23 protein-coding genes are annotated in these 26,078 nt (G+C 58.4%); 13 read left to right on the top strand and 10 right to left on the bottom strand.

The genetic code is table 11. The features are described 5' to 3' along the window. Positions 1–246: 246 nt before the first annotated feature. Positions 247–4,887, top strand: a complete 4,641-nt coding sequence (locus tag QWY83_RS04295; protein ID WP_249946437.1) for a Hint domain-containing protein — start codon at positions 247–249, stop codon at positions 4,885–4,887. On the opposite strand, the gene QWY83_RS04290 is transcribed toward QWY83_RS04295, so the two are convergent. After that, on the bottom strand, positions 4,888–5,664 hold the full coding sequence (locus QWY83_RS04290; protein WP_249946438.1) for a gamma-glutamyl-gamma-aminobutyrate hydrolase family protein: 777 nt from the start codon (positions 5,662–5,664) through the stop codon (positions 4,888–4,890). It lies immediately after the preceding gene. A gap of 190 nt (positions 5,665–5,854) precedes the next feature. On the opposite strand from QWY83_RS04290, the gene QWY83_RS04285 reads away from it, so the two are divergent. Continuing rightward, on the top strand, positions 5,855–6,325 hold the full coding sequence (locus QWY83_RS04285; protein WP_249946439.1) for an SRPBCC family protein: 471 nt from the start codon (positions 5,855–5,857) through the stop codon (positions 6,323–6,325). Here the strand turns inward: QWY83_RS04285 and QWY83_RS04280 are convergent. Continuing rightward, entirely contained in the window at positions 6,322–6,480 is a 159-nt protein-coding gene (locus tag QWY83_RS04280; RefSeq protein ID WP_082959408.1) for a DUF2256 domain-containing protein, read from the bottom strand. The two genes, QWY83_RS04285 and QWY83_RS04280, sit on opposite strands and share 4 nt — an antisense overlap. Before the next feature lie 133 nt (positions 6,481–6,613). On the opposite strand from QWY83_RS04280, the gene pepN reads away from it, so the two are divergent. Next, positions 6,614–9,166, top strand: coding sequence for an aminopeptidase N (gene pepN, locus QWY83_RS04275; RefSeq protein WP_249946440.1), 2,553 nt, complete (start codon positions 6,614–6,616; stop codon positions 9,164–9,166). On the opposite strand, the gene QWY83_RS04270 is transcribed toward pepN, so the two are convergent. Continuing rightward, the gene (locus QWY83_RS04270) at positions 9,163–9,918 is read right to left on the bottom strand and encodes a transglycosylase SLT domain-containing protein (RefSeq protein WP_249946441.1); all 756 of its coding nucleotides are present in this window, start codon (positions 9,916–9,918) and stop codon (positions 9,163–9,165) included. The two genes, pepN and QWY83_RS04270, sit on opposite strands and share 4 nt — an antisense overlap. Next, the gene (locus QWY83_RS04265) at positions 9,915–10,505 is read right to left on the bottom strand and encodes a lytic transglycosylase domain-containing protein (RefSeq protein WP_249946442.1); all 591 of its coding nucleotides are present in this window, start codon (positions 10,503–10,505) and stop codon (positions 9,915–9,917) included. Before QWY83_RS04265 ends, QWY83_RS04270 begins: the two co-directional genes overlap by 4 nt. A 169-nt stretch (positions 10,506–10,674) precedes the next feature. On the opposite strand from QWY83_RS04265, the gene gatB reads away from it, so the two are divergent. Both gatB and QWY83_RS04255 read left to right on the top strand, forming a co-directional pair. After that, positions 10,675–12,186, top strand: a complete 1,512-nt coding sequence (gene gatB, locus QWY83_RS04260; RefSeq protein WP_067549361.1) for an Asp-tRNA(Asn)/Glu-tRNA(Gln) amidotransferase subunit GatB — start codon at positions 10,675–10,677, stop codon at positions 12,184–12,186. Between the two features lie 60 nt (positions 12,187–12,246). Continuing rightward, entirely contained in the window at positions 12,247–12,666 is a 420-nt protein-coding gene (locus QWY83_RS04255; RefSeq protein ID WP_249946443.1) for a PACE efflux transporter, read from the top strand. Here the strand turns inward: QWY83_RS04255 and idi are convergent, their stop codons facing one another. After that, positions 12,667–13,176 carry an isopentenyl-diphosphate Delta-isomerase gene (gene idi / locus QWY83_RS04250; RefSeq protein WP_249946444.1) on the bottom strand — a complete coding sequence of 170 codons (510 nt, stop codon included), beginning with the start codon at positions 13,174–13,176 and terminating at the stop codon, positions 12,667–12,669. It lies immediately after the preceding gene. A gap of 167 nt (positions 13,177–13,343) precedes the next feature. On the opposite strand from idi, the gene QWY83_RS04245 reads away from it, so the two are divergent. Together QWY83_RS04245 and QWY83_RS04240 are read left to right on the top strand one after the other, a co-directional pair. Next, the gene (locus tag QWY83_RS04245) at positions 13,344–13,766 is read left to right on the top strand and encodes a c-type cytochrome (RefSeq protein ID WP_249946445.1); all 423 of its coding nucleotides are present in this window, start codon (positions 13,344–13,346) and stop codon (positions 13,764–13,766) included. A gap of 132 nt (positions 13,767–13,898) precedes the next feature. Beyond that, positions 13,899–14,240 carry a DUF4177 domain-containing protein gene (locus QWY83_RS04240; protein ID WP_249946446.1) on the top strand — a complete coding sequence of 114 codons (342 nt, stop codon included), beginning with the start codon at positions 13,899–13,901 and terminating at the stop codon, positions 14,238–14,240. On the opposite strand, the gene QWY83_RS04235 is transcribed toward QWY83_RS04240, so the two are convergent. Further along, positions 14,241–14,495, bottom strand: coding sequence for a BolA family protein (locus QWY83_RS04235; protein WP_249946447.1), 255 nt, complete (start codon positions 14,493–14,495; stop codon positions 14,241–14,243). Positions 14,496–14,572: 77 nt separating this feature from the next. Between QWY83_RS04235 and QWY83_RS04230 the strand changes: the two genes are divergently transcribed. After that, complete coding sequence (locus QWY83_RS04230) at positions 14,573–15,205, top strand: J domain-containing protein (RefSeq protein ID WP_249946448.1); 633 nt, start codon at positions 14,573–14,575, stop codon at positions 15,203–15,205. Here the strand turns inward: QWY83_RS04230 and QWY83_RS04225 are convergent, their stop codons facing one another. Then, entirely contained in the window at positions 15,206–15,715 is a 510-nt protein-coding gene (locus tag QWY83_RS04225; protein WP_290245500.1) for a hypothetical protein, read from the bottom strand. Positions 15,716–15,890: 175 nt separating this feature from the next. Between QWY83_RS04225 and cobS the strand changes: the two genes are divergently transcribed. The 5 genes from cobS (at position 15,891) to QWY83_RS04200 (ending at position 21,537) form a co-directional block, all read left to right on the top strand. Beyond that, complete coding sequence (gene cobS, locus QWY83_RS04220) at positions 15,891–16,862, top strand: cobaltochelatase subunit CobS (protein WP_067549385.1); 972 nt, start codon at positions 15,891–15,893, stop codon at positions 16,860–16,862. A gap of 140 nt (positions 16,863–17,002) precedes the next feature. Then, entirely contained in the window at positions 17,003–17,386 is a 384-nt protein-coding gene (locus tag QWY83_RS04215) for a hypothetical protein (RefSeq protein WP_249946450.1), read from the top strand. A 78-nt stretch (positions 17,387–17,464) separates the two neighbouring features. Then, positions 17,465–19,336 carry a cobaltochelatase subunit CobT gene (gene cobT / locus QWY83_RS04210; protein WP_249946451.1) on the top strand — a complete coding sequence of 624 codons (1,872 nt, stop codon included), beginning with the start codon at positions 17,465–17,467 and terminating at the stop codon, positions 19,334–19,336. Between the two features lie 30 nt (positions 19,337–19,366). Beyond that, positions 19,367–21,130 carry an aminopeptidase P family protein gene (locus QWY83_RS04205; protein ID WP_249946452.1) on the top strand — a complete coding sequence of 588 codons (1,764 nt, stop codon included), beginning with the start codon at positions 19,367–19,369 and terminating at the stop codon, positions 21,128–21,130. A gap of 65 nt (positions 21,131–21,195) precedes the next feature. Next, positions 21,196–21,537 carry a DUF427 domain-containing protein gene (locus tag QWY83_RS04200; protein WP_249946453.1) on the top strand — a complete coding sequence of 114 codons (342 nt, stop codon included), beginning with the start codon at positions 21,196–21,198 and terminating at the stop codon, positions 21,535–21,537. 1 nt (position 21,538) lies between these two features. Here the strand turns inward: QWY83_RS04200 and QWY83_RS04195 are convergent, their stop codons facing one another. The 3 genes from QWY83_RS04195 to QWY83_RS04185 all read right to left on the bottom strand — a co-directional run bounded on the left by QWY83_RS04195 (position 21,539) and on the right by QWY83_RS04185 (position 26,066). Next, entirely contained in the window at positions 21,539–23,224 is a 1,686-nt protein-coding gene (locus tag QWY83_RS04195; protein ID WP_105236370.1) for a chloride channel protein, read from the bottom strand. 301 nt (positions 23,225–23,525) lie between these two features. Next, positions 23,526–25,175 carry a DNA repair protein RecN gene (gene recN, locus QWY83_RS04190; RefSeq protein ID WP_249946454.1) on the bottom strand — a complete coding sequence of 550 codons (1,650 nt, stop codon included), beginning with the start codon at positions 25,173–25,175 and terminating at the stop codon, positions 23,526–23,528. 36 nt (positions 25,176–25,211) lie between these two features. Next, positions 25,212–26,066, bottom strand: coding sequence for an outer membrane protein assembly factor BamD (locus QWY83_RS04185; RefSeq protein WP_249946455.1), 855 nt, complete (start codon positions 26,064–26,066; stop codon positions 25,212–25,214). Between the last annotated feature and the right edge of the window lie 12 nt (positions 26,067–26,078).

Here is a 26,078-nt window from a genome sequence, read left to right as displayed (position 1 = left end):
CACCACGATAGGCCCCAATTAACGCCCCAGTAGCTACCCATACCTATTCTCAAGGAAATGCCCGCAGTCCGATTCGATTGCGCTGAATAGTGTGGAAGTACGATGCCTACTGGTTATCTCGTTAGTTTGAACGGAACGTCCCTGGACACCAATGATACGGTGTCCACGACCGCGACTTCGTTCACGGCCGCATAGACAATCGGCACGGGCTCTCTCGAGTATAACTACAACACGTTCCTCATTATCGTGAACACCACGACGGTGAGCGGCACCTACTACCTCGCCACCAACGGATCGGTCTATTTCGTACCGAGCGGGTCATTTCAGTCGGGCGCTTACAATTTCAACGTCGCTTCCCACCCCAATTTCAGCATCATCATGGGCACGACCAATAGTGATGCGAATATCGTCGGCACTAACAGTTCAGACCTGATCTACGACACGAACACCACCACAGCGACAACGGGCACGGGCAACGACACGATCTACGCCAACGGCGGCGACGACACAGTTATCGCGAACGACGGCAACGACGTCATCTATGGCGGCACGGGCAATGACTCTATCCAAGCTGGTGCTGGCACGGACATCGTTTATGGCGAAGATGGGAATGACACCATCAATGCGGGCACTGGTGCTGATACGGTTTACGGTGGCGCGGGCGCTGACAGCATCCTTGGCGGCGACGGCAACGACCAAATCTTTGGTGGCACTGGCAACGACAGGATTGATGGCGGCGCGAATGACGACACGATCGAAGGCGGCGTTGGCGATGACTCTATCCTTGGTGGATTGGGCAACGACACCATCTACGGCGAAGGCGCCAGCGCGACGCTAACATCGAACACAGAGCACCTGAGCTGGACCAACAACGGCGCTTGGGGCAACAACACCAACTTGTCTGGCGGCTTCACCCAATCCACTGGGTCGATGAATGTTACGTTCAGCCAAAACAACGATGGCGCGCTTCAGTCGACAACGACCAGCACTGATGAGGCCATGTATGTCGGCAGCGGCGAACCGTTTGACGGCGTCTCCAGCCTTGAAATCAACGGCAACGGTGGCGCCAACGTCAGCACCAGCACCCTGACGTTTAACGCCCAAGCGGGCTCTGGCTACTCTAACGCCGTCGAAAACGTCACCTTCCGCATCAACGACATCGACACCAACGGGTGGCAAGACCGCGTTATCCTGCGCGCCTATGACATCAACAATAATCCTGTCACTGTATCCATCACGGCCAGCGGCAACGATACCGTAAGCGGTCAAACCGTCACGGCAAACCCTGTTGCGGTCAACGAAACCCCTGGCCAAGACCTCGGTTCGATCCTCGTGAATATTGCGGGGCCTGTGTCCCGAATTGAGATCGAATTCGACAACATCGGCACGAACGTCTCGAACCGTATCAACGTCACTGACGTTTACTTTGACACCATCCCTGACACGACGGGCGGCAACGACAACATCGACGCGGGCGATGGTAACGACATCGTCTACGGCGGCATCGGTGTGGACACCATCGTCGGCGGCGCGGGCAACGACCAAGTTTACGGCGACGAAGGAAACGACTACCTCTACGGTGGTGACGGCGACGACACCATGTTTGGTGGTGACGGCAACGACACGATTTTCTACGGCGAAGGCGCTGACACCGTTTACGGCGGCGCTGGCGACGACGTTATCGACGATATAGGCGGCACGGCTTACCTGACGGGCTCGACCATTTACGGCGGTGACGGCAATGACCTTGCATACGGCTCCGCTGGCGATGACCTCTTGGTCGGCGACGCGGGCAACGACCTTTTGTATGGCGAAGTTGGGGATGACACGCTGCGCGGTGGTGCGGGCGATGACACCCTCTCGGGCGCGGAAGACCAAGATACGTTCCTATTGGACGACAACAACGGTCTGGACGTGATCTACGGTGGCGAAACGGGCACCGATTATGACACCATCGACGCCTCAAACATCGCGACATCTGGCGTTTCCATAAACGTAACAGGCTTTGAATCTGGTCAAGTTTCGGCAGGCGCAAGCGGCACCATCGCCAACTTTGTCGAGATCGAGAACTTTGTCCTGACGGGCCAAGACGACCAGTTCACCAGCGGCGAAGGTATCCTTTCGGCTGAGACAGTGGATGCAGGCGCGGGCGCGGATAGCATCTCGACTGGCGCGGGCGATGACGTTGTCTTTGCAGGGACAGGCGCGGATACCGTCGACGGCGGCACAGGCAACGACACCATTCACCTTGGTGCGGACACAGATGCTGACCTCATCATCCTCAATGATGGCGATGGGAATGACTACGTTTACGATTTCGCGCAGCCGACCCCGAATGGCGATGGCACATTCACAGGCATCGACCAACTCGACGTCAGCGGCCTCACCGATGGCCAAGGCAATCCGGTCAACGTTCATGACATCACCGTCACTAACAACGGCGGCTCTGCGCAACTGAACTTCCCTGACGGGACATCGATCACGCTAAACGGCGTTGATCCGACCGTCATGACCAATCCGCTCGCACTCGCTGCGATTGGTGTTCCGCTCTCTGACGGCACCATCTCTGGCACCGCGGGCGATGACGCTATCGACACGAACTATAGCGGCGACCCCGATGGCGACCGCGTTGACGATGCCGACAACGTTTTGGCTAACAAAGGCGCGAACGACGACATCATCGAAGCTGGCGCGGGCAATGACTCGATCCTCGCAGGTATCGGCGACGACACCATCTATGGCGAAGCTGGCCTCGACCGGATCGACGCGGGCGCAGGCAATGACGTTATCTACGGCGGCGATGCAAGCGATACACTGGTTCTGACCGACGGCTTTGGCAACGATACCTTTGACGCTGGCAGCACTGGCGAAACAGGCTATGGCGACGTTGTGGATGCAACGGCCCTCACGGGCGATGCGACCGTCAACCTATCGACCCCAGAATCTGGCACCCTGACTGACGGCACCAACACCCTATCGTTCACCGAGGTCGAAGGCCTCTCGCTGGGCCAAGGCGACGACACCGTTATCGGCTCTGCTGGCAACGATCTGTTCTCGACAGGTGCGGGCGCGGATGTGATTGATGCAGGTGCAGGTGATGACACCTACACTATTGGCCAGCCTGCCTCGACCACACCTGATGCCGAAGTTGACACGGTCATCTTCTCGGATGGCGACGGCAGCGACACGGTCTACGGTTTCCAAGGCCCGACCGACAACGGCGACGGCACCTTCTCTGGCAACGACCAGATCGACGTGTCCGACCTGCATGACGCCAATGGCGACCCTGTCAACATCTGGGACGTCGTTGTCCAAGACAACGGTGGCAGCGCGCAACTGCTGTTCCCGAACGGCGAAACCATCACGCTTTATGGTGTGTCCCCGACCCTCCTGTCGAACCCGCTCGCACTGGGTGCGATTGGTGTGCCGCTGTCTGACGGCACGGTTTCGGGCACCGCTGGCGATGACATCATTGATACCTCCTACAACGGCGATCCTGACGGTGATCACGTTGATGCGAATGACAATATCCTGCCGACCTTTTCTGGCGACGGTGACGTTATCGAAGCTGGCACAGGCAACGACACGATCTATGCTGGCGCAGGTAACGACCTAGCCTCGGGTGGTGATGGCAATGACACGCTCTATGGCGGCGCTGGCAATGACGCGCTCCGCGGTGAAGCGGGTGACGACACCTTCGTCTTTGAAGTTGGCGGCGGCTCTGACTCTGCCGTGGGTGGCGAGACGGGCGAAATCAACGGCGACGTGATCGATGCCTCTAGCCTGACCACAGACGCCACCGTTGTCTTTGACGCGGCTGAGAATGGCTCTGTCACCTCTGGCACCGATCAAATCAATTTCTTTGAGATCGAACAGGTTATCACGGGCAGCGGTAACGACACCGTCACTGGTGCGGCTGGGTCTCAGTCCGTTGATACGGGCGCAGGCGACGACACCATTTCGATGGGTGACGGCGACGATACTGTTGTGGCTGGCGAAGGTAACCACACCATTATCGGCGGCGCAGGTGCTGACGTTCTATATGGCGGCGCTGGCAACGATACGATCACCTTTGCCGAAGGCGATAACGTCTTGGGTGGTGACGGGGATGACCTCTTTATCCTCGACGACTACCTCGAAACGGGTAACGGCACGATCACCATCGACGGTGGCATCACGGGCGAAGGCGCTGGCGACACGCTGCAACTGGGCATGTTGGCCGACCGTTCGACGCTCGTCGCGACCGATGATGGCACGGGCAGCTTCTCTGGCTCGGTCACACTCGATGACGGCACGCTGCTGAACTTCACCGATATCGAGAACATCATTTGCTTCACGCCGGGCACGCGCATTGCGACCCCACGTGGTGCTCGTCCGATCGAAACCCTGCGTCCTGGTGACCTTGTCGTAACCCGCGACCACGGTCTGCAGCCGATCCGCTGGATTCAATCGCGCACGGTTCCTGCAATTGATCGCTTTGCGCCTATTCGCATTCGCCCGAACGTTCTGACGGGTCTCGAATCCGATCTGCTGGTGTCCCCACAGCACCGCATGCTGTTCCAAGGCTACAGCGCTGAATTGCTCTTTGGCGAAACCGAGGTTCTCGTATCCGCGCGTCACCTCATCGACAACAAGGCTGTCACCCGCGAAGAAGGTGGCATGGTCACCTACATCCACATGATGTTCGACCAGCACGAGATCGTCTTTGCCGAAGGTGCCGCGACCGAGAGCTTCCATCCCGGTGATGTTGGTCTATCCGCGATTAAAGACGAAGCCCGCGAAGAGCTCTTTGCGATTTTCCCTGAACTTCGTGCGATGCCAAACAGCTATGGCAATACGGCCCGCCGCTGCCTGAAAAAGCACGAGGCGCATCTCATCCGTCTGTGATTAAGCGCTAACCCGTAGGGCGGTCTGACCGCCCGCGGCCCACGCCCGCGCGGCATCGCCAAAAGCGGTGAACAAAGGGCGCGATACAGGATCATTCGCGGCATTCCATTCGGGGTGCCACTGAACGGATAAGGTAAACCCGGGCGCATCTTTGATATAGATCGCTTCGGGCGTGCCATCGGGCGCGTGACCTTCGATCACAACGCGGGCGCCCGCGTCCTTGATCCCCTGCCCGTGCAGCGTGTTCGTCATGACTTCGGTCGTGCCGAAAAGCTGATGGAACACACCGCCCTCTTTGAGCGTGACCACATGGCGCAGCGCGAATTTCTCTTCGAGCGAGCCGTCAGGTGGCATGCGGTGATTGGTGCGCCCCGGAAGATCACGGATCTCTGGATAGAGCGTGCCGCCCATCGCGACGTTCACCTCTTGGAACCCGCGACAAATCCCTAGAACAGGTTGCCCCCGTTCCACGCAAGCCCGCACCAGCGGCAAGGTGATCGCATCGCGACGGCGGTCGAAATCACCATGGGCTGCGGTTTCCTCTTCACCATATTCGCTAGGGTGCACATTGGGCCGCCCACCCGTGAGCAGGAACCCGTCACAGACCTCTAAGAGTTCATTCACGGTCACATAGTCAGGATCAGCGGGAATAATGAGGGGGATACAGCCCGCCACATTCGACACCGCACAAGAGTTCATCGTGCCACCAGCGTGCGTTGGATAGCTGTCGTTCAAAAGTGCGGAGTTGCCAATAATTCCAATGACGGGACGCGTCATGATTGCCTGCCCTTACTGCGTTGCCCGCCACGTTAGCCGCTGATGAAAGTCATGAAAAGGCTCAGCGTAGGAGACTGTTGTCTGCAAATTTGCAGGGCTGAAACAACGCGCAGTTTGCTCATTTTATAGTTGCTTGGAAATCTCGGTGGGCGGATAGTCGGCGCGACATCTCGCCAAAGGACTTTCTGACATGACCGACCTCACCGAAACTGATTTGTCCTTTAGCCGAGTTTTGCCCGCCACGCGATCAGCGGTCTGGGCTTGCTGGACGACGCCGGAACATCTGGTGCATTGGTTCGTGCCCGCGCCCCACCGTGTTGCCAAATGCGACATTGATCTACGGGTTGGCGGTCACTGCAATATGACCTTTGATGTCGAAGGCAACATGATGGACAACAACGGGGTCTATCTTGAACTTGTAGAAGGTGAAAAACTCGTCTTTACAGACACCTACACCGCAGGCTGGAAGCCAAATCCAGAGCCGTTCATGACCGCGATCATCACGTTTGAGGACACAGAGGACGGGCAGACGCTTTATACCGCGACAGCGCGCCATCGCAGTGTTGAAGCGGCCCAGCAGCACAAAGATATGGGGTTCTTTGATGGCTGGGGCATCGTCGCTGACCAGCTGGGGGCCTATGCCGCGAAACTAGCTGTTTAAGAGGCCGAGGCCTTGCGCTTGTCCGACCGGCAACGGTCGGAACAATAGCGCACCTCATCCCAAACTTTTTCCCATTTTTTCCGCCAGACAAAGGGCCGCCCACATGTGGCGCAAACCTTTGACGGGAAATCAGATTTTTTACGTATTTTTGACATTGTATCGTTTTGCTCAAGGCCTAATCTGCACCGCGAAAAGCCGACCGTTGAAGCCTCGCGGGTTCCGCAATAGGTAAGTAGAACGTTGCCCGCAAAACGCCAGTGTTTTGCAGCCCACACGCAGGAGACGCAGATGACGAACGCCGCCCCTCAGACCATTTACCTCAAGGATTACACGCCGTTCGGGTATCTGGTCGACACCGTGCATCTGACGTTTCGTCTGGCTGATACCGCAACGCGGGTTTTGTCGCGGATCGAATTTTCACCGAACCCTGATAGCCCCAATCGTCGTTTCTTCCTGCATGGCGAGAACTTGAAATTGATCTCTGCTACCATCGACGGCGCCCCTGTCGTTGTGCGCGATGTTGACGGCGGGATCGAAGTAGACGCGCCTGATGCGGCCTTTGTTTGGGAAGCTGAGGTTGAGATCAGCCCGATCACCAATACCGCTCTCGAAGGGCTCTATATGTCGAACGGCATGTATTGCACTCAATGCGAGGCCGAAGGGTTCCGCAAAATCACCTACTACCCCGACCGTCCAGACGTCATGGCCCCGTTCACCGTTCGGATCGAAAGCGATCTGCCCGTGCTGCTGTCGAACGGCAACCCTATGGGCGCGGGCGATGGATGGGCGGAATGGTCGGACCCTTGGCCAAAGCCGGCTTACCTCTTTGCCTTGGTCGCGGGCGATTTGTTAAACCACCGCGGGGATTTCACCACGAAATCAGGCCGCCATGTCGACCTGAACATCTGGGTGCGCCCCTCTGATATCGGCAAATGCGCCTTTGGCATGGGCGCGCTGCAACGGTCGATGAAATGGGACGAAGAGGTTTATGGCCGTGAATACGACCTCGACGTGTTCAACATCGTCGCCGTGGATGATTTCAACATGGGCGCGATGGAGAACAAAGGGTTGAACATCTTCAACTCGTCCTGTGTCCTCGCCTCGCCCGAGACCTCAACCGACGCGAACTTTGAACGGATTGAGGCGATCATCGCCCACGAATATTTCCACAACTGGACGGGCAACCGTATCACCTGCCGCGATTGGTTCCAGCTCTGCCTCAAGGAAGGACTGACCGTTTTCCGCGACCAGCAGTTCACGGGCGATATGCGGTCCCATGCAGTCAAACGGATCGACGATGTGATCACTCTGCGCGCCCGCCAGTTCCGCGAGGACGCAGGTCCCCTCGCCCATCCCGTCCGTCCAGAGAGCTTTGTTGAGATCAACAACTTCTACACCGTCACCGTCTATGAAAAAGGCGCCGAGGTGATCGGGATGCTGAAACGGTTGGTCGGCGATGCGGCGTATAAATCCGCGCTCGACCTCTATTTTGATCGCCACGACGGTCAGGCCGCCACGATTGAGGACTGGATTAAAGTGTTCGAGGACACGACAGGACGCGACCTGAGCCAGTTCAAACTGTGGTATTCGCAGGCAGGCACACCGCACGTCTATGTCAGCGATGATTTCACCGATGGCACCTATAGCCTTCGCCTTCGCCAAGATATCGCCGCCACCCCAGGCCAGTCGGAAAAACAGCCGATGGTTCTGCCGATCGCTGTGGGTCTCCTGAGCCAAAACGGCGATGAAATCGTCCCGACGACCGTTCTGGAAATGACCCAAAGCGAACAGGTGTTCACTTTTGAAGGGCTCGCCGCACGGCCTGTTCCGTCGATCCTGCGCGGATTCTCTGCGCCCGTTATTCTGCATCACAATCAAAGTATTGAGGACCGTCAGTTTCTCCTCACCCACGACACGGACCCGTTCAACAAATGGGAAGCCGCGCGCAGCCTTGCACGGGACCTGTTGGTCCTGATGGTGATCGAGAATGCTGAGGTAGATGGCGCATTCCTGACCGCGCTGAACGCTGCGATCTCGGATGAGGCGCTGGACCCTGCGTTCCGCGCCCTCCTCCTCGCACTGCCGAGCGTGGATGACATCGCGCAGGCGCTCTCTGCGGGGGGCTACACGCCTGATCCGTGGGAGATTTACGCCGAACGCGAACGTTTGAAACGGGCGATTGCGGACCATGCGGGGCCGACCTTGGCGAACCTTTACCTGCTCCATCAGGTCACGGGCGATTTCAGCCCCAAAGCCGAGGATGCGGGCAAACGTGCGCTCACCAATGCGGCCTTGTCCTACATCACGCTGACAGACGCAGGCGCAACCGCCCAGCGCCAGTTCGCGGCGGCCAACAACATGACCCAAGAGCTCGCAGCACTTTCGGCACTCGTGTCTATTGGGGTGGGCGACGATGAACTGAACGACTTCCAGCGTCGCTGGCATGGGGATCGTCTGGTCATGGACAAATGGTTCAGCCTGCAGGCTGGGCTTGCCGAACCAGAGGACGCCTCCGCGACCGCGAAACGACTGGCGGCACATGATGCGTTTGACTGGCGCAACCCGAACCGGTTCCGCGCTCTGTTCTCATCGCTCGCAGGGAACACGGCTGGGTTCCATAACCCAGACGGAAGCGCCTATCGTCTGCTCGCGGATTGGCTGATCAAACTGGACGCGGCGAACCCGCAAACGGCGGCGCGGGTCTCAACGGCGTTCGATACGTGGAAACGTTATGACGAGGACCGTCAGGCCTTGATCCGCGCGGAACTAGAACGGATGCTCGCCACGGATGGACTGAGCCGCGATATGACGGAAATGGTCACGCGGATGTTGGGGGCTTAGCCCTCCATCATTGCGATCCGCGCCTCTAGGTCAGCGGGTCGCGCCACGGGTCGGTGAGAGCTAAGCGGGACGCAATAGCTCTGCCTGCGGGTCCAAGCCGACATTTCCGCGATTTTCACGGGGTCTGTCATCGGCCCCCAATCGGCAGCCACCCCGCGCCAGCGACCATCACGGATGGCAATCGCGTTATCGCGACGAACGGTCGTCGCCATGATCCGTGCAGCACATCCCAGATTGGCAACGGGGTCTTTGAGCGCCTCACCATCTCGCGCAAGGCACCCGTAATGCCGCGCTGTAGGTGGCGAAATCTGCAGAAGGCCAAACCACTGTCCGCCCCCGCCAACGGCTTCGGGGCGGTATGTGCTTTCGTGTTTGGCCAGCGCCGACATCATGCCGACCCAAAAGGCACGACGCAGGTGCGGCGGGTTTTCCGCATAGGCAGGACACCAATCGTCAATGTCACGCGGTGTCGTGTTGGCAAGCCCCGACGCCGACCCCGCAAGCGCCCCCATCAACGCCAAAGACCATCGCTGCGTGCCTGCCCGATGATCCCACCGCGCCCGAGGGATATAGAATGACCGTCGGGTTGGTCGTGGGGCGTCGGTGATCGGGCCGCTGATGTAAATCGGCGCGGGAGGTGGCACGTAGAGTGTCGCAGGCCGTACGACAGGCGGCGGCGCATCGGCGAGCGATTGCGCAGCAACGGGCAGTGCCCCAAGAAACGTCAGAACTATGGCAGCGGTTCGGATCATCCGGCGCAGTATGGCTGCGAACGGGTCCAGTTGACCATATCCGATCGCTTGCGTTCGCTATGGAACGGTCCCCAATCTGCCGCCAACCCTTCGGACCCTGTGCCGACATATCCATCGCGCGGAACCGTATGGGCTGCAATCCGAACGGCGCAAGACAGGTTCGCAGCACCGTCTTTCAACTCTTCAGCGGATTGCGCGTTGCATCCATAACCCTTGGCCGTGCGCGGATCGATCTGGACCAAACCGATCCAAGCCCCTCCTCCGCCAGCGGCACGCGGGTTCCATGTGCTTTCATGTTTGGCGAGGACCGAAAACATGCCCGTCCAAAACGCGGCGCGATCTTCGGTATCGGCCTCAATGTAACCGGGGCACCATTCGTCGATATCTTTAGGCACCAAAGACAACAAAACCTCGCCATGCGCGTTGATCGCTTCGAGCGTTGCTTCCGTCCACTCAGGGCCTTCGGGTTGGATATCCCAGCCCATCAACGGCAAAGCCTGTGGTTCGGGCTCTGGCGTGGACGGGAGAAAAGGAACCTGCAAACAGCCCGACAGGGCAACGGCGGCAATCATTAAAAAGGGACGCATGTTCAGGCAGCAATTGTTTCAATCGCCGCATAGTTGCGCGATCAATCGCCCTTAGGTCGAGTCATTTTGTAAAATGGGGTGCTTTTTAGGCCGAAGTCCGCCGCCCCGCCCCTTGCCGCGCCCGCCCCAAAACCCTAAGAGAGAGCCGTTGCGGAAAAGGGACAAAACGATGCTCGACCTCACTTATGAAGCTCCGAAACCCAAAGTGATCGCAGGGGCGACCGGCGATTGGGAACTCGTGATCGGCCTTGAGGTGCACGCGCAGGTCGCGACCAAGGCAAAACTGTTCTCTGGGGCTTCGACGGAATTCGGCGCAGAGCCGAACTCTAACGTGGCATTCGTGGACGCTGGCATGCCCGGTATGCTGCCCGTCATCAACGAAGGTTGCGTGGCACAAGCCGTTCGCACTGGTCTGGGCCTGAAGGCAGAGATCAACCTTTGGTCCGCGTTTGACCGCAAAAACTATTTCTACCCTGACCTTCCGCAGGGCTACCAGATTTCCCAGCTTTACCATCCCATCGTGGGCGAAGGTGAAGTGTTGGTCGAAATGGGCAACGGCACCGCACGTAAGGTCCGCATCGAACGTATCCACCTCGAACAGGATGCGGGTAAATCGATCCACGACATGGACCCGAATATGTCCTTCGTCGACCTCAATCGCACAGGCGTTGCACTGATGGAAATCGTGTCCCGCCCTGACATTCGCGGCCCCGAAGAAGCTGCGGCCTATGTCGGCAAACTGCGTCAGATCATGCGCTACCTCGGCACATGTGACGGCAACATGCAGAACGGCAACCTGCGCGCTGACGTGAACGTTTCCGTCTGCCGTCCCGGTGCCTACGAGAAATTCATGGAAACGGGCGACTTCGGTCACCTCGGCACGCGCTGCGAATTGAAGAACATGAACTCCATGCGCTTCATCCAGATGGCAATCGACTTTGAGGCCCGCCGTCAAATCGCGATCCTCGAGGACGGAGGCGAAATCGTTCAGGAAACCCGTCTCTATGACGCGGACAAGAACGAAACTCGTTCGATGCGGTCCAAAGAAGAAGCGCACGATTACCGCTACTTCCCTGATCCCGACCTCCTCCCGCTGGAGATTGAACAGGCTTGGGTTGACGACATCGCAGCAACCCTGCCCGAACTTCCTGACGAAAAGAAAGCTCGTTTTATCAACGACTTTGGTCTGTCGGACTATGACGCCTCGGTGCTGACCGCCGAAGTGCCGAACGCGATCTATTTTGAAGAGGTTGCAGAAGGCCGCGACGGCAAACTCGCTGCGAACTGGGTGATCAACGAACTCTTTGGTCGTCTAAAGAAAGACGAAAAAGACATCACCGAAAGTCCGATTTCGGCGGCGCGTCTGGGTCAGATCGTTGGCCTAATCAAATCTGAAAAGATCAGCGGCAAGATCGCGAAAGACGTGTTCGAAATCGCCTATACCCAAGACCGCGATCCAGAAGAGATCGTTGCGACTGAAGGTATGGAACAGGTAACCGACACCGGCGCTATTGAGGCTGCCGTTGACGAAATCATCGCAGCGAACCCCGCTCAGGTCGAAAAGGCGCAAGCCAACCCGAAACTGGCAGGCTGGTTCGTGGGCCAAGTCATGAAGGCGACAGGCGGCAAGGCAAACCCTGCTGCAGTGAACGCTTTGGTCATGAAAAAACTGGGTCTTTGATCCAACCCGATCTATGATGAACGGCGACCCCATGGGCCGCCGTTTTCATTTGGACGCCCCATGCGCACGACAGCCGACCGTATCCGCCACGCCCTTAGTTTCGAAGTGATCGCGCTCTGTGTTGCGACACCTGTCGGCGCGTGGCTCTTTCATCAGCCGATGCACTGCATGGGCGTTGTGACCGTTGTCAGTGCCACAATCGCGATGGTGTTCAACTACCTTTATAACTGGGGCTTTGACCACGCGATGCTGCGGTTTCGCGGAACGGTGCATAAGACAGTGGTGATCCGTATCCTTCACGCCATCCTGCTCGAACTAGGTCTGCTCGCCCTGCTCACACCCTTTATCGCGGTCTATCTGGGTGTCAGCTTTTGGACCGCGCTGATGATGGATATCTCGCTCGGCCTGTTTTACCTTAGCTACGCGTTTGTCTTTAACTGGCTCTACGACACGATCTTTCCGATCCCAGAGAGCCAGTAATCACCCAAATATCGCGTCACGGTGATCGGCGAGGTAGATCCGCAACCACGGGGTAAAGGCCTCGGGCGTTGCGGCAAGGGCCGCGTCGAGCGCCTCGAGCGTCATCCATTTGGTTTCCCAGACCTCATCAGGGTTGATCGTCACCTCAGGGGTGCCGTGGCCGACGTAGACCTCAACCACCTCATGTTCGATCAAACCGTTGCCGACATCCGCGCGGTATTCCACCTGCTCCCGCCACGTGAGATCGACACCCGTGATGCCGAGCTCCTCGTCGATGCGGCGGAGCGCACAATCGGCGGGGGCTTCGTTCCAGTGGGGGTGGGTGCAGCAGGTGTTCGCCCATAGACCCGGCGTATGATATTTCGCCGCCGCGCGACGTTGCAGCAGAATGCCCTCTGGCCCCGTGATAAAGACGCTGATCGCAGGATGACGCAGCCCGCGCTGATGCACCTCGAGTTTATCGAGGGGCTGCAATTCGCCATCAATCCAAGCTGCAATACGCGTGTCCATGACGCGCCATGTGCCAAAAACCTGCACAAAATGCCAGCCCTGTCTCTCCCACCAAAGTAGGCGCGACCGATTGGCGCAAGGGGCTTTGCCCCAGGTTGAAAAGAGACTAACTTCGCTCCAGATCAAAGAAGCACAATGTTTGCTTCGAAACCTATGGGAGTTACTCCATGAAGACCCTTAAGCTCGCTACTGCCTTTGCTGTTCTCGCCGCTCCTGTTCTCGCCGAAGGCGACGCAGCCGCTGGTGAACAGGCTTTCAACCGTCAGTGCGTATCCTGCCACGTTGTTCAGAACGCAGCAGGCGAAGTTCTCGCTGGCCGCAATGCGAAAACTGGTCCGAACCTGTTCGGCGTGATCGGTCGCGCACCGGGTTCCGTAGACGGCTTTAGCTATGGTGACGATATCGTTGCTGCCCAAGAATTCGTGGCTGCTTGGGACGAAGAGCAGTTGGCTGCTTACATGCAGGACCCGACCGCTTGGCTGCGCAGCACCACCGGTTCGAACTCTGCTCGTTCGAAAATGTCCTTCAAAGTGCGCCAAGAGGCTGACGCTGAAAACATCGCGGCGTTCCTTGCGACCTTCGCTGAATAATCTTTCCCATCTGGGACGGATCAAAGGGCGCCTTCGGGGCGCCCTTTTTTGTGATGTGGACCCGTCTTTCCCGCCTTGGACCTGTTACGCAAAGCCGCTATAGTCCTGCGGTCGAATTAGGGGGCCTATGAAATGATCTACGAATACAAGGTGGTGCCAGCACCCAAACGCGCCGAAAAGGTCAAAGGGCTAAAGACAACCGAAGACCGCTATGCCCACGCGCTCCAAGAGTTGATGAACCAACAGGGTCGTGACGGCTGGGAATACCAGCGCGCAGAAACGCTGCCCGTTGAGGAACGCAGCGGGTTTCGGTCCAAAGGCATGGTCGAACAACACATGCTGGTGTTTCGCCGCGAAAAGAAAGCGGTCGATGCGGCAGTGACGCCGAGCCAGACCGCCGTTCCAGCGCAACCCGTATTGACCACCGCGCCAAAAACGCCTGCCCCGACCGAACCTACTGTCGCTGCGCAGTAATCAGTCGATCTCGAGGGCGAGCGCGTGAATACGACCCATAATATCGGCGCCAATGGCGTCATGGACCGCACGATGGCGGGCCAAACGAGTCATCGCGCCGAATGCGGGGGCTTTGATCCGCACGCGCCAGTGGCTTTCGCCGCCCTCTTGATATCCGCTATGGCCACGGTGGCCTTCGCTTTCATCAATAACTTCAACCACTTCTGGGGAAAAAGCCGTTACCAGACGGGATTCGATCTCTTTTGCAAGGGACATATTTTTCTCCTTCCCCCTTCAATCTCACGTCCTACGGCTTAAACTCACCCGTCCGAGTCGGAAAGATAAGGCTGCACATGTCCAAGACTGATCCGTTTGGGTTCGACATTTCGGTGTCTGCCTCCAAAAAGAAAAACCCCCGTGGCCGTCGTGGCATGTCGGGCGCGATCGAAACATCAACACGGGTCTGCGACCACGAAGGTTGCGAAGAATCCGGCAAATACCGCGCGCCCAAATCGCCCGATATCCTCGATGAATTCCTGTGGTTCTGTAAGGATCACGTTCGGGAATATAACCTGAAATGGAACTTCTTCGAGACGGCGACTGAGGCCGAACTGAACGCCCAGATGACCAAAGATAAGGTCTGGGAGCGCGAAACCAAGCCGTTCAAGAAAACGGTGGAAGAACGCGCTTGGGCACGTCTCGGCATTGAAGACGCGCATCAGGTTCTGGGCGAAAACGCGACCCGCAATCCAGGTAAGACCAGCGGTGCGACCCGTCGCCTACCGCCGACCGAACGCCGCGCGACCGAGATCCTCGATGTGAAGGACACCATGACCAAGGCGGAAATCCGCAAGGTCTATAAATCGCTGATTAAGGTTCTTCACCCTGACATGAACGGCGGCGATCGTTCCCAAGAGGAGCAGCTGACCGAAGTCGTTTGGGCTTGGGATCAGATTAAAGCGAGCCGTAACTTTAAAGACAAATAATCACGCAAGGCGGGCGAACAGGCGATCCTGTTCCGTCCGCCAGTTGCGAATCAAGAGGTGGGAGGCCAGCAAATTGGCAAACCACAGCAGCGCCAGCATCGGCGAACTCACCAACATAATTGCCAAAGTGAACGGCCCGAACATCGTGCCGTAAAACGGCAGCGCAAGCGTTCCCGCAATCACGGCGCCGACCACGCTGACCCAAATCACGCCGAGCATCCCACGGGCAAACCCGTTCGGCCCAGATTGCCCCATACGGTCCCCCGCGAGCCTCAGCGCAAGGCCACAGCCCAACGCACCACAAAGCACGATCCAACGATGATAGAGCGTCAATCCGCCTTCTAGGATGGAGCCGTGGGACATATGCGTCACCGTCATCAGCCCCAAGCCCGCGCCAAAGGCACAGGTCATCACATAGGCCGTGACAAGCTGCTGCTCGCCTTCGGTCAATGACCAAAAGCCTCGCACAGTGTGCGGCAGGTCCTGCAGGTGGTGATAAACAGCGCGCATCATGCGCATCTTATGGCAGAAAACGCCGATTGGGACGACTGTTATGGTCGAAACGGACTGTTTCGAAACGCGGCCCACCGGCACCTTCGGAGGAAATACGTCACGACCCCCTTTTCCTCGCCGTCTGGACGGTTATGTTGCGGTCGGTAAACGATAGACGCAAGGAAGGTTCGACATGCTCGACCAGAACGCAAAGCCCACCGAAGAAATCGACGTTCGCGAAGTTTTCGGTATCGACAGCAATATGAAGATCAAAGGCTTTGCCGAACGCACGTCTCGTGTGCCAGAGATCGACTCGACCTACAAATTCGACCCGGACACCACTTTGGCCGTTCTGGCAGGCTTTGGGTATAACCGCCGCGTGATGGTCCAAGGCTACCACGGCACGGGTAAATCGACCCACATCGAGCAAATCGCGGCCCGCCTGAACTGGCCGACCGTTCGTGTGAACCTCGACAGCCACATTTCCCGTATCGACCTGATCGGTAAAGACGCGATCAAACTGAAAGACGGCAAACAGGTCACTGAATTCCACGAAGGCATTCTGCCGTGGGCACTTCGCAACCCGACTGCGATTGTATTCGACGAATACGATGCGGGCCGTGCGGACGTGATGTTCGTGATCCAGCGCGTTCTCGAACATGATGGTAAACTGACCCTCTTGGATCAGAACGAAATCATCACCCCGAACCCGTATTTCCGCCTCTTCGCAACTGCGAACACTGTGGGCCTTGGTGATACCACTGGCCTCTACCACGGCACCCAGCAGATCAACCAAGCCCAGATGGACCGTTGGTCGCTCGTCGCGACGCTGAACTACCTCAGCCACGACGCCGAAGCGGCGATCATTCTGTCGAAGGCACCGCACTACAATAACGAAAAGGGCCGCAAGATCATCAGCCAGATGGTGACCGTTGCTGACCTGACCCGCACTGCGTTCATGAACGGCGACCTGTCGACCGTTATGTCGCCGCGGACCGTGATTGCTTGGGCTGCGAATGCAGAGATCTTCCGTGATGTTGGTTATGCGTTCCGCCTGACCTTCCTCAACAAATGTGACGAGTTGGAACGCCAGACCGTGGCAGAGTTCTATCAGCGCTGCTTTGACGAGGAACTGCCGGAATCGGCTGCGTCCATCGCACTCTGATCTATCTGAAAAGATTGAACAAATTGTCAGGGGCTTGCACGAAAGTGCGGGCCCCTGCGCCTTTTCGCGCCCTAGGTGCATTGGGATAGTTTCCAAACTGCACAGTTGATTGACATAAATTTGTCATAAAAGATCAAATCATGAGCGGTTTGAAAACTCTCCTTGCGGTGTTTTTCATGCTGGTCGGGGCCCTGCCCGCGCCAGCGCTCAACAATGCGGCCAACGAAGACCTTCGGATTTTTGCGATCTGCGCTGGCCGTTTTTCAGCGCAAATGGAACATTCGTGGCTCTTTGGAAAAAACGATGCGGGCGACTTTGAACAGGACCGCGAAATGATGCTCATGCTCATTGATGCGATAATGCCTGACACGGATCGTATTCGCGTGATGGACTGGCGGATTAACGCGAAACAAGCCCATGCGATGCTTTTGACACGCGCCGCATATACCATCGACGGGGCCGACGCGGTCTGGGCTGAAACCCGCGCCGAGGCAGCCATCGCAGAATGCCGCGATTTGCTGTGATTCAACTGATCCCGACCACTGGTCATTGCCCAATCGTCGGTCTAGGTTAGTCGCAACGATGACCCGAAGGCTGCCCGCATGAAACCCTCCGATAACCCCGCCGATCCATTCAAAAAGGCATTGGCCGAAGCGACCAAGGTTATGGCCGATGACGCCGATCTGTCGGTGACTTATTCGGTGGACCCTCCGGGTCTGACCAAGGATTCTGTGCGCCTCCCTCAAGTCAGCCGTCGCATGACCCGCGACGAGGTTTTGCTCGCACGCGGAACGGCGGATGCGCTGGCGCTGCGTCACAAATTCCACGACGCCGCCGTTGCAGCACGCTACGCCCCCCAAGGGCAGTTGGCGAAAGAGATTTACGACGCGATGGAGTCCGCTCGGGTCGAGGCCGTCGGTGCCCGCTACATGCCCGGCACGGCGTCGAACATCGACGCAAAGATCGCGACCGAGGCCACCCGCAAGGGCTATGACCAGATCAGTTCCTCCACCTATGCGCCATTGTCCGTGGCCGCTGGCTACCTGATCCGCCACCTCGCCACGGGTCGTCCCCTGCCCAAGGGTGCGAACAACGTGATGGAACTGTGGCGTGGGTTCATCGAGGATCAGGCAGGTGGGACGCTTGAATCGCTAGAAGATACGCTCAGCGATCAACGCGCATTTGCAAAATTTGCACGTAAGATCATTGAGGATCTCGGCTACGGCGATCAGCTCGGCGACGATCCCGATGTTGAGGACGATCAGAACGACGAAACCGCCGAACAGGAGGAGGTTGAGGACAACCCTGAATCCGATGGCCAAGACGATGGTCAAGAGGACGAGGCCGAAGCCAGCCCTGAACAGTCCCAAGACCAGCAGCAGGACCAGCAACAGGCGCAAGTCAGCGCCGACGACATGGCTGATGCCGAATTCGACGAAGAGACCGAGATGCCAGAGGGCGAGGCCCCGCTCGATCCTCCGCCGCCCGCGCCGATCTCGGACGCTGATCCGAACTACACCGTCTACAAAACCGAATTCGACGAAGAAATCGGTGCTGAGGAATTGGCTGAACCCGCTGAGCTTGAACGCCTCCGCGCTTACCTCGACCAGCAGCTAGAGCCGCTCAAGGGCGCTGTGTCGCGCCTTGCGAACAAACTGCAACGTCGTCTTCAGGCGCAGCAGAACCGGTCATGGGAGTTCGACAAAGAGGAAGGCATCCTCGACGCAGGCCGCCTTGCCCGTGTGGTCGCAAACCCAACCACGCCTCTGTCGTTCAAATGGGAAAAAGACACCGATTTTCGCGATACCGTTGTGACGCTTTTGCTGGATAACTCTGGCTCGATGCGCGGTCGCCCGATCTCTATCGCGGCGATCTGTGCGGACGTTCTGGCCCGTACGCTGGAACGCTGCGCGGTCAAGGTCGAGGTTCTGGGCTTTACCACCAAAGCGTGGAAAGGCGGGCAGAGCCGCGAAAAATGGCTGGCCGAGGGTCGCCCCTTGCAGCCGGGTCGCCTGAACGATCTGCGCCACATCGTCTATAAATCCGCGGACGCCCCGATGCGTCGGACCCGTGCGAACCTTGGTCTGATGATGAAAGAGGGTCTATTGAAAGAGAACATCGACGGGGAGGCGCTGGAATGGGCGCACCGCCGTATGATGGCCCGTCGTGAGCAGCGCAAAATCCTCATGGTGATTTCCGATGGCGCGCCCGTTGATGACAGCACATTGTCGGTGAACCCTGCCAACTACCTCGAAAAACACCTGCGTGACGTGATCGCCATGATCGAAAAGCGCAAGGCGGTCGAACTGATGGCAATCGGGATCGGCCACGATGTGACGCGGTATTACGACCGCGCTGTGACCATCACCGATGCGGATCAGTTGGCGGGTGCGATGACCGAACAATTGGCGAGCCTGTTTGACTCTGACCCTCGGGCACGCGCACGGTTCGCAGGCATCCGCAAGGCGGGCTAACCACCTGTATTAAAATGAAAAGGGGCGGCAATGTTCCAGACCTTTGAGACTGCGTTTTCAGGGAAAGCGGGGCCCGAGAGGCTATCGAAACTGCGTGTCCAAATGGCGGCCGCAGGGGTGGACGGGTTCCTCGTCCCCCGCGCCGATGCGCATCAAGGCGAATACGTTGCAGCCTGTGACGAACGTCTAGCGTGGCTGACAGGCTTTACAGGATCGGCAGGGTTCTGCGCCGTGTTGGCGGATCAAGCCGGCCTCTTTGTCGATGGCCGTTACCGCCTGCAGGTGCGCGAACAGGCTGCGGATGTGTTCACGCCCGTTGATTGGCCCGAGGTTAGATTTGGTGACTGGCTGGAAGACCACGCAGAGGGTCGGACCATCGGCTTTGATCCGTGGTTACATACGATCAGCGAGATTAAAGGGCTGCGTGAACAGGCAAATATGGTCGCCTGCGCCAATCTGGTCGATCAAATTTGGACCGACCGCCCTGCCCCGCCTGCAGCACCGTTCTTTGTACAGCCCGATTCCCTCGCAGGGGAAAGCCACGGCGACAAACGGGCCCGCCTTGCCAAAGGCCTTCGGGACAATGGACAAGCTACGGCAGTCCTGACCCTGCCCGACTCTATCGCGTGGCTTTTGAACATTCGTGGCGCCGATATCCCGCGCAATCCCGTGCCGCAGTGCTTTGCCATTCTCTATGCGGACGGTCGCGTGGACCTCTTTGCCCGCGATGGCAAAACTGATGCAATCATGGATCACCTAGGGGCCGAGGTGACGGTTCACGGCGAAGAGGCCTTTGTCCCAGCCCTGCAGTCGCTCGACGGCGCGGTTCTGATTGATCCCAACACCTGCCCGCAGATCATCGGCGAAACCCTCGCCAACCCTGTTGAGGGGCGCGATCCCTGCGTTCTGCCCAAGGCCTGCAAAAACCCGACCGAGATCGCGGGGGCCCGAACAGCGCACCTGCGTGATGCGGTCGCTATGTGCCGCTTCCTGCATTGGCTGGAGGAGGCTGGGCATGTCACCGAAATCGATGTGGTCACTCAGCTGGAACAGTTCAGGGCAGAGACTGGCGCGCTGCGGGATATCTCTTTTGATACCATTGCGGGCAGCGGTCCGAACGGCGCCGTCATCCACTACCGCGTGACCCATGACACCAACCGCCAGCTTCAGGACGGTGATCTGCTCGTGCTCGATTCGGGTGGGCAGTATCAGGACGGCACGACCGACATCACCCGCACCATCGCGATTGGAACTGTCGGCGCAGAGGAACGCGCCTGCTATACCCGCGTCCTCCAAGGCATGATCGCGATCAGCCGCGCGCGGTTCCCGAACGGTGTCACGGGTGCGCATCTCGATTCCCTCGCGCGGTTCCCGCTGTGGACAGCGGGCTTAGATTTCGACCACGGCACGGGTCACGGCGTCGGATCATACCTCTGCGTTCACGAAGGGCCGCAACGTCTTAGCCGTGTTTCGGACATTCCTTTGCGCCCCGGGATGGTATTGTCGAATGAACCCGGCTACTACCGTGCCAAGGCCTTTGGCATTCGGATTGAAAACCTGATCGTTGTTCAACCCGCACCGCCAATTGCCGGAGGAGACGCGCACCGCAATCATCTCTCGTTTGAGACGCTGACATGGGTGCCCCTTGATCGTCGGCTTATAGACCCCACCTTGCTGTCCCGCGACGAAGTGTCGTGGATCGACAGTTACCATGCGACCGTGCTGGACAAGGTGGGGGCAAATCTGGATGCTGCGGCCAAACACTGGCTCGAGCAGGCGTGTGCGCCGCTCTGACGCCAAATCGTAACATGCGGCCTGTATCAACAGGCAACTGAAAGACACACAAGGGAGGGGCCACAATGGCCGACCACATCACTATTCGTCCCGCTGGAGGCACTTGGGTCGTTCGCGCTGGCGGTGCTGTTCTGGGCGAAAGCTCTGACGCGCTGGAGCTGATCGAAGGCGATATGGCGCCCGTGATCTATTTCCCGCGTTCGGACATCGCGATGGCGTTTTTGGATGAATCCGACACGACCTCGCATTGCCCACGCAAAGGCGACGCACGCTATTTCACCATCGTCGCCAAAAGCGGCCCAATCAAAGACGCAGTTTGGTCCTATGAAAACCCGTCCGACGCGGTGTCGCAGATCAAAGATTACCTTGCCTTCTACACCAGCAAAGTCGCTGTTGAGCAGGTTTAACCTAGGCGTGCTCTTCGGCTGAGACAGCGGCAAGGGCACGGTTAAACGCACGCAAGGCATCGACATGGAACAAGGCGCCCCGCACCTCTGCTGGGGCGTCTTTCTTTTGTCGAACCACTGGAACAAAGGATTCCCCGCTGTTTTCAAACAGGGGCATCGCACGGTCGAGCGTGGCATCATGCGCCACATAGATCCCGCGTTGAATGAGCGCCTCGCAGTCCTCAAGCGACGCGCCGCGCGGGTGATCCATCGACCGCATCACTGTCGCCACATCAAAGGTGGACAACAGATATGCCTGTGGGCCAGCTGCGATCCGCACGCCCCGACGCTCCAACTGGGTGAGAAAGAACGACCCTGCGATAAACCGCGACGAAACGGCCGTCGACATAGACACAGCGACCATGACGGCCAGCCCCGTTTGCCAGTCGCCCGTTAGTTCAAACACGATCAACGTGGTTGAGATCGGCGCGCCCAAGACCGCCGCCGCAACAGCGCCCATCCCTGCAAGCGCATAAAGCGCCGCCGTTCCCGAATAGTCAGGCAAAAGCCCCGTTGCCACCATCCCAAATGCCAACCCTGCAAGCGATCCGACAACCAACGCGGGTGAAAAGACGCCGCCGCCCATTCGTCCGCCCATTGTAATGGCGACCGCAATGACTTTGACCGCGGCAAAGACGACGGCTTGCCAAAACAGCAACCGCCCCGACAGCGCGTCTGACGTGATCCCGTAACCAACACCGATAATATGTGGGAACCAAAGCGCAATGACCCCGAGCAGCCCACCCGCGATCGCAGGGCGAAGAGCACGTGGGATACGCAGCTTTGTTTGAACCGCTGTTCCGATGGTATCCGCCCAAAAGATCGACCGCATCAGAACAATGGCAAGAACGCCGCTGAGAAGGCCCAAGAGGATAAACGCGGGCAATTCTACGTAGAACCGAAGGGCCGTTGTGGTCGGCAGGAAATACTCCGTCACATCGCCGTGGATCATCCGACTAACCACCGTGCCCGCGACAGAAGCAATCACAATCGGCGCAAAAGCACGCATCGCGAAATGGCGTAGGACCACTTCGAGCGCAAAGAGCGCCCCCGCAATCGGCGCATTAAAGCTCGCAGAGACGCCCGCAGCCACGGCGCAGCCCAATAGGTCACGACCTGTCACGCCGTCCGCCTTGATCAACCCGCTCACATATGTCGCCAAAACACCCACGAGGTGGACAACAGGCCCCTCACGCCCAGACGAACCACCCGTCGCCAAGGTCACAAAACTCGCCGCTGCAGAGGCCAGACCTTCGCGTTTTTCAACTCGTCCGTCCCGCAGTGCAGCCCCTTCGATCACGTCAGCCACAGCCCGCACGCGCCCATCGGGGGTAAACCGATCAAGGATCAGGCCAACAATCAGGCCACCACACACGGGGATCAAAACGATCCAATACCAGTCGAGCATTGCCGCAGACCGATGCAGTCGCGCCACCTGATTGGTTTGGTAAACAAAGGACTGAAGGCTCTCGATCCCCAGCCGGAACCCCATCGCAATAAGGCCACCGCCAATCCCGATCATCAAAGCGATGAACCAGAACTGAATCTCGCTCGGCCCTTTGGTGCGAATGGTGCGCAAGGTGTCGGCCAAGGCTTTGGCAACTGCGCCGCTGGCGGATTTCACGTGCTGAGTCGTCTTCGTCGACATCGCTAGCCCACTGGTTCGTTTGATTTCTGTGTAGGACAGTTCGTCAAATGGACCAAGCATCGTCGCGTCATTTCAGGGATTTAGCCCCGTAATTCCCAAAGTTTCCGCTACGTCATCGTTAAATTAGCACGTTCGTTCCAGAAAGGGGTTAACAAAGCGTCACAATTCAACTATACGTTAGGCATAGTTTTTATACCTAAGAATATGCCTTCGGGCGCTAAGTTTTTGAACCGGATGTCTGTGAGTGGCTGACGGGTTTTCTATAGAACGGTCGCGGGTCACCTTCGGGTGGCCCGTTTTTTTACGCGGTGAGCAACGCGCGTGCCGCGGCGCGGGCTTCCTCGGTGATGCGGTCGCCAGAGATCATCCGCGCGATTTCATCCACGCGTTCGTCTGCATCCAGCGGCACCACCGTCGACAGCGTCTGCGTCTCTGTTTGACGTTTCTCAACCCGCCAATGGTGCCCGCCCAGTGCTGCCACTTGCGGCGAATGGGTCACGACCAGCACCTGCCCCGCCGAGGCGAGCCCTGCCAATCGACGACCAACCGCATCGGCGGTCGCACCGCCAACACCACGGTCAATTTCGTCAAAGATCATCGTGATGCCCGTCGTCCCTGCCGACAAACAAACCTTCAGCGCCAACAGGAAGCGGCTCAATTCACCGCCCGACGCGATTTTGTTGAGCGGGCCAGAGGGCGCACCAGGGTTCGTCGCCACGGTAAAAGCCACGTCATCGCGCCCTTCGGGGCCTTCTTCGCCAGCCACGACATCGGTTTTGAAAACCGCGCGTTCCATTTTCAACGGGGCGAGTTCCGCCGCCATCGCCGCGTCAAGGCGAGAAGCCGCCTCAACCCGCGCTGCGGTCAATGCGCTGGCTGCCGCATCATAGGTTTGCTCTGCCGCCTTCACTGCGACCTGCAGCGCCGCGAGGTCGCGTTCCCCACCGTCCAGCAAGTCCAGCTTTGCCCGCAGACCATCTGCGTGTGCAGACAGATCATCTGGCAGGACCGCATATTTCCGCGCCAAACCACGGATCGCGAACAAACGCTCTTCGGTCAGTTCAAGATCGGCAGGGTTAAAGTCGAGCGAGTCGAGGCATTCTTCGATCCCGCGCTGCGCTTCACCCAATTCATCCATCGCCCGCGATAGGGCCGACAACGGGGCGTCCAGACGGCCCTCAGCCTTATCCGCCGCATCGCCAAGCCACCGTGCCGCGTTCGACATCAGCCCCTCAGCGCCTTCATAGGACAGCGCGTTAAAGGCCTGAGAAATATCGTTGCGGATCTTTTCTGCTGCCTGCATCAGACGGCGTTTGCCGTCCAAGGTCGCCTCTTCACCGGGTTGCGGGTCGAGTTTATCCAACTCCCCAACCGCATGGCGCAAAAACTCTTCTTCGGCGCGGGTCTCTGCGATCTTGGCCTCTGCCGCGACCAGCGCCTTGCGCGATTGCGCCAAACCACGCCATGCCGCGCGGGTCGCGTCGATCAGATCGGATACCTGCGCAAAATCGTCCAAGAGCAACCGATGCCCACGCGGGTTCAACAATCCACGGTCATCGTGCTGGCCGTGCAATTCGATCAGCGTGTCGGAGAGTTGGCGCAGGACCTCGCCGCTCACCCGACGATCATTGACCCATGCGGTCTTGCGCCCGTCAGCGGTGTTGATGCGACGCAGGATCAGTTCCCCATCCGCCTCGATCCCAGCTTCTTGCAGAACCGCCTCAGCCGCATGGCCCGACGGAACGTCGAACACCGCAACAACCTCGCCCTGCTCTGCCCCCTGACGCACGAGGTCGGCGCGGCCGCGCCAACCCAGCACAAAACCGAGGGAATCCAGTAGGATCGATTTACCCGCGCCTGTTTCACCCGTGAGCACGTTAAGACCCGGTTGGAACTCTAGCTCCAACCGATCAATAATCAGCATATCTCGGATATCTAAACCGCGCAGCATTGTGTCAGCGTCCAGCAGGGTTTCCCCCGCCTCCCCTTAGAGCCATTCGCCACGGATCATCTGGCTATAGACCGCCGCCAGCCAGCTATCCCCAATCAAGGACGGCTCAAGCCCGCCTTCGGTCAACAACTTGTAGCTATCCGCATACCATTCGGTCGATTGGAAATTATGACCAAGGATGGCCCCTGCGGTCTGCGCTTCTTCAACAAGGCCGAGCGACAGGTAACATTCCACCAAACGGTGCAGCGCTTCTGGTGTGTGGCTGGTGGTCTGGAACGACTCGACCACGACGCGGAAACGGTTCGCAGCGGCCTGATAGTGGCCCCGCTTCAGATAGAAGCGCCCGATTTCCATTTCCTTGGCCGCGAGGTGATCAAAGGCCAAATCAAACTTCAAAATCGCCGACCGCGCATATTCGCTGTCAGGATAGTTTTCGATCACCGCCCGAAGTGCTTGGAGCGCTTGGAACGTCAGGCCCTGATCGCGACCCACTTCGTCGATCTGATCGTAGTAGGACAAGGCCAGCAGATACTGCGCATAGGCCGCGTCACCGTCCGCCGGGTAGAAGTTCAAGAACCGCTGTGCCGCAGCACGGCTGTTTTCGTAATCTTTGTCACGATGATAGGCAAAGGCCTGCATGATCAGCGCACGTTTGGCCCATTCGGAATAGGGATAAAGGCGTTCGATCTCACCGAAATAGAACGCGGCATCAGACTCGCGACCGCGTTCGAGTTCGTATTCACCGCGCTGATAAATTTCTTCGGCAGAAAATTGCTCAAGCGCCCCTTCGACTTTGGGGTCAAAGGAATTACAGGCCGTCAACGTGGCGACGGACAGGAACGCGACAGACAGGATGGTTCGTGCTTTTGTGGCCCGACTACGGCTTAACATGAACGCCCCCAA

The organism is Marivivens donghaensis (assembly GCF_030410045.1).
Taxonomy (GTDB): domain Bacteria; phylum Pseudomonadota; class Alphaproteobacteria; order Rhodobacterales; family Rhodobacteraceae; genus Marivivens; species Marivivens donghaensis.
This window is presented reverse-complemented; position numbering and strand designations above follow the sequence as displayed.

Excerpts from the sequence above, each read along its gene's own strand:
- QWY83_RS04285 (WP_249946439.1), top strand. The coding sequence starts at position 5,855 with ATGACCGACCTCACCGAAACTGATTTGTCCTTTAGCCGAGTTTTGCCC.
- QWY83_RS04265 (WP_249946442.1), bottom strand. The coding sequence starts at position 10,505 with ATGCGTCCCTTTTTAATGATTGCCGCCGTTGCCCTGTCGGGCTGTTTG.
- QWY83_RS04270 (WP_249946441.1), bottom strand. The coding sequence starts at position 9,918 with ATGATCCGAACCGCTGCCATAGTTCTGACGTTTCTTGGGGCACTGCCC.
- QWY83_RS04240 (WP_249946446.1), top strand. The coding sequence starts at position 13,899 with ATGATCTACGAATACAAGGTGGTGCCAGCACCCAAACGCGCCGAAAAG.
- QWY83_RS04255 (WP_249946443.1), top strand. The coding sequence starts at position 12,247 with ATGCGCACGACAGCCGACCGTATCCGCCACGCCCTTAGTTTCGAAGTG.
- idi (WP_249946444.1), bottom strand. The coding sequence starts at position 13,176 with ATGGACACGCGTATTGCAGCTTGGATTGATGGCGAATTGCAGCCCCTC.
- QWY83_RS04205 (WP_249946452.1), top strand. The coding sequence starts at position 19,367 with ATGTTCCAGACCTTTGAGACTGCGTTTTCAGGGAAAGCGGGGCCCGAG.
- cobS (WP_067549385.1), top strand. The coding sequence starts at position 15,891 with ATGCTCGACCAGAACGCAAAGCCCACCGAAGAAATCGACGTTCGCGAA.
- gatB (WP_067549361.1), top strand. The coding sequence starts at position 10,675 with ATGCTCGACCTCACTTATGAAGCTCCGAAACCCAAAGTGATCGCAGGG.
- QWY83_RS04280 (WP_082959408.1), bottom strand. The coding sequence starts at position 6,480 with ATGTCAAAAATACGTAAAAAATCTGATTTCCCGTCAAAGGTTTGCGCC.
- QWY83_RS04235 (WP_249946447.1), bottom strand. The coding sequence starts at position 14,495 with ATGTCCCTTGCAAAAGAGATCGAATCCCGTCTGGTAACGGCTTTTTCC.
- QWY83_RS04195 (WP_105236370.1), bottom strand. The coding sequence starts at position 23,224 with ATGTCGACGAAGACGACTCAGCACGTGAAATCCGCCAGCGGCGCAGTT.
- QWY83_RS04185 (WP_249946455.1), bottom strand. The coding sequence starts at position 26,066 with ATGTTAAGCCGTAGTCGGGCCACAAAAGCACGAACCATCCTGTCTGTC.
- QWY83_RS04200 (WP_249946453.1), top strand. The coding sequence starts at position 21,196 with ATGGCCGACCACATCACTATTCGTCCCGCTGGAGGCACTTGGGTCGTT.
- cobT (WP_249946451.1), top strand. The coding sequence starts at position 17,465 with ATGAAACCCTCCGATAACCCCGCCGATCCATTCAAAAAGGCATTGGCC.
- QWY83_RS04225 (WP_290245500.1), bottom strand. The coding sequence starts at position 15,715 with ATGCGCGCTGTTTATCACCACCTGCAGGACCTGCCGCACACTGTGCGA.
- QWY83_RS04215 (WP_249946450.1), top strand. The coding sequence starts at position 17,003 with ATGAGCGGTTTGAAAACTCTCCTTGCGGTGTTTTTCATGCTGGTCGGG.
- recN (WP_249946454.1), bottom strand. The coding sequence starts at position 25,175 with ATGCTGCGCGGTTTAGATATCCGAGATATGCTGATTATTGATCGGTTG.
- QWY83_RS04230 (WP_249946448.1), top strand. The coding sequence starts at position 14,573 with ATGTCCAAGACTGATCCGTTTGGGTTCGACATTTCGGTGTCTGCCTCC.
- pepN (WP_249946440.1), top strand. The coding sequence starts at position 6,614 with ATGACGAACGCCGCCCCTCAGACCATTTACCTCAAGGATTACACGCCG.
- QWY83_RS04245 (WP_249946445.1), top strand. The coding sequence starts at position 13,344 with ATGAAGACCCTTAAGCTCGCTACTGCCTTTGCTGTTCTCGCCGCTCCT.
- QWY83_RS04290 (WP_249946438.1), bottom strand. The coding sequence starts at position 5,664 with ATGACGCGTCCCGTCATTGGAATTATTGGCAACTCCGCACTTTTGAAC.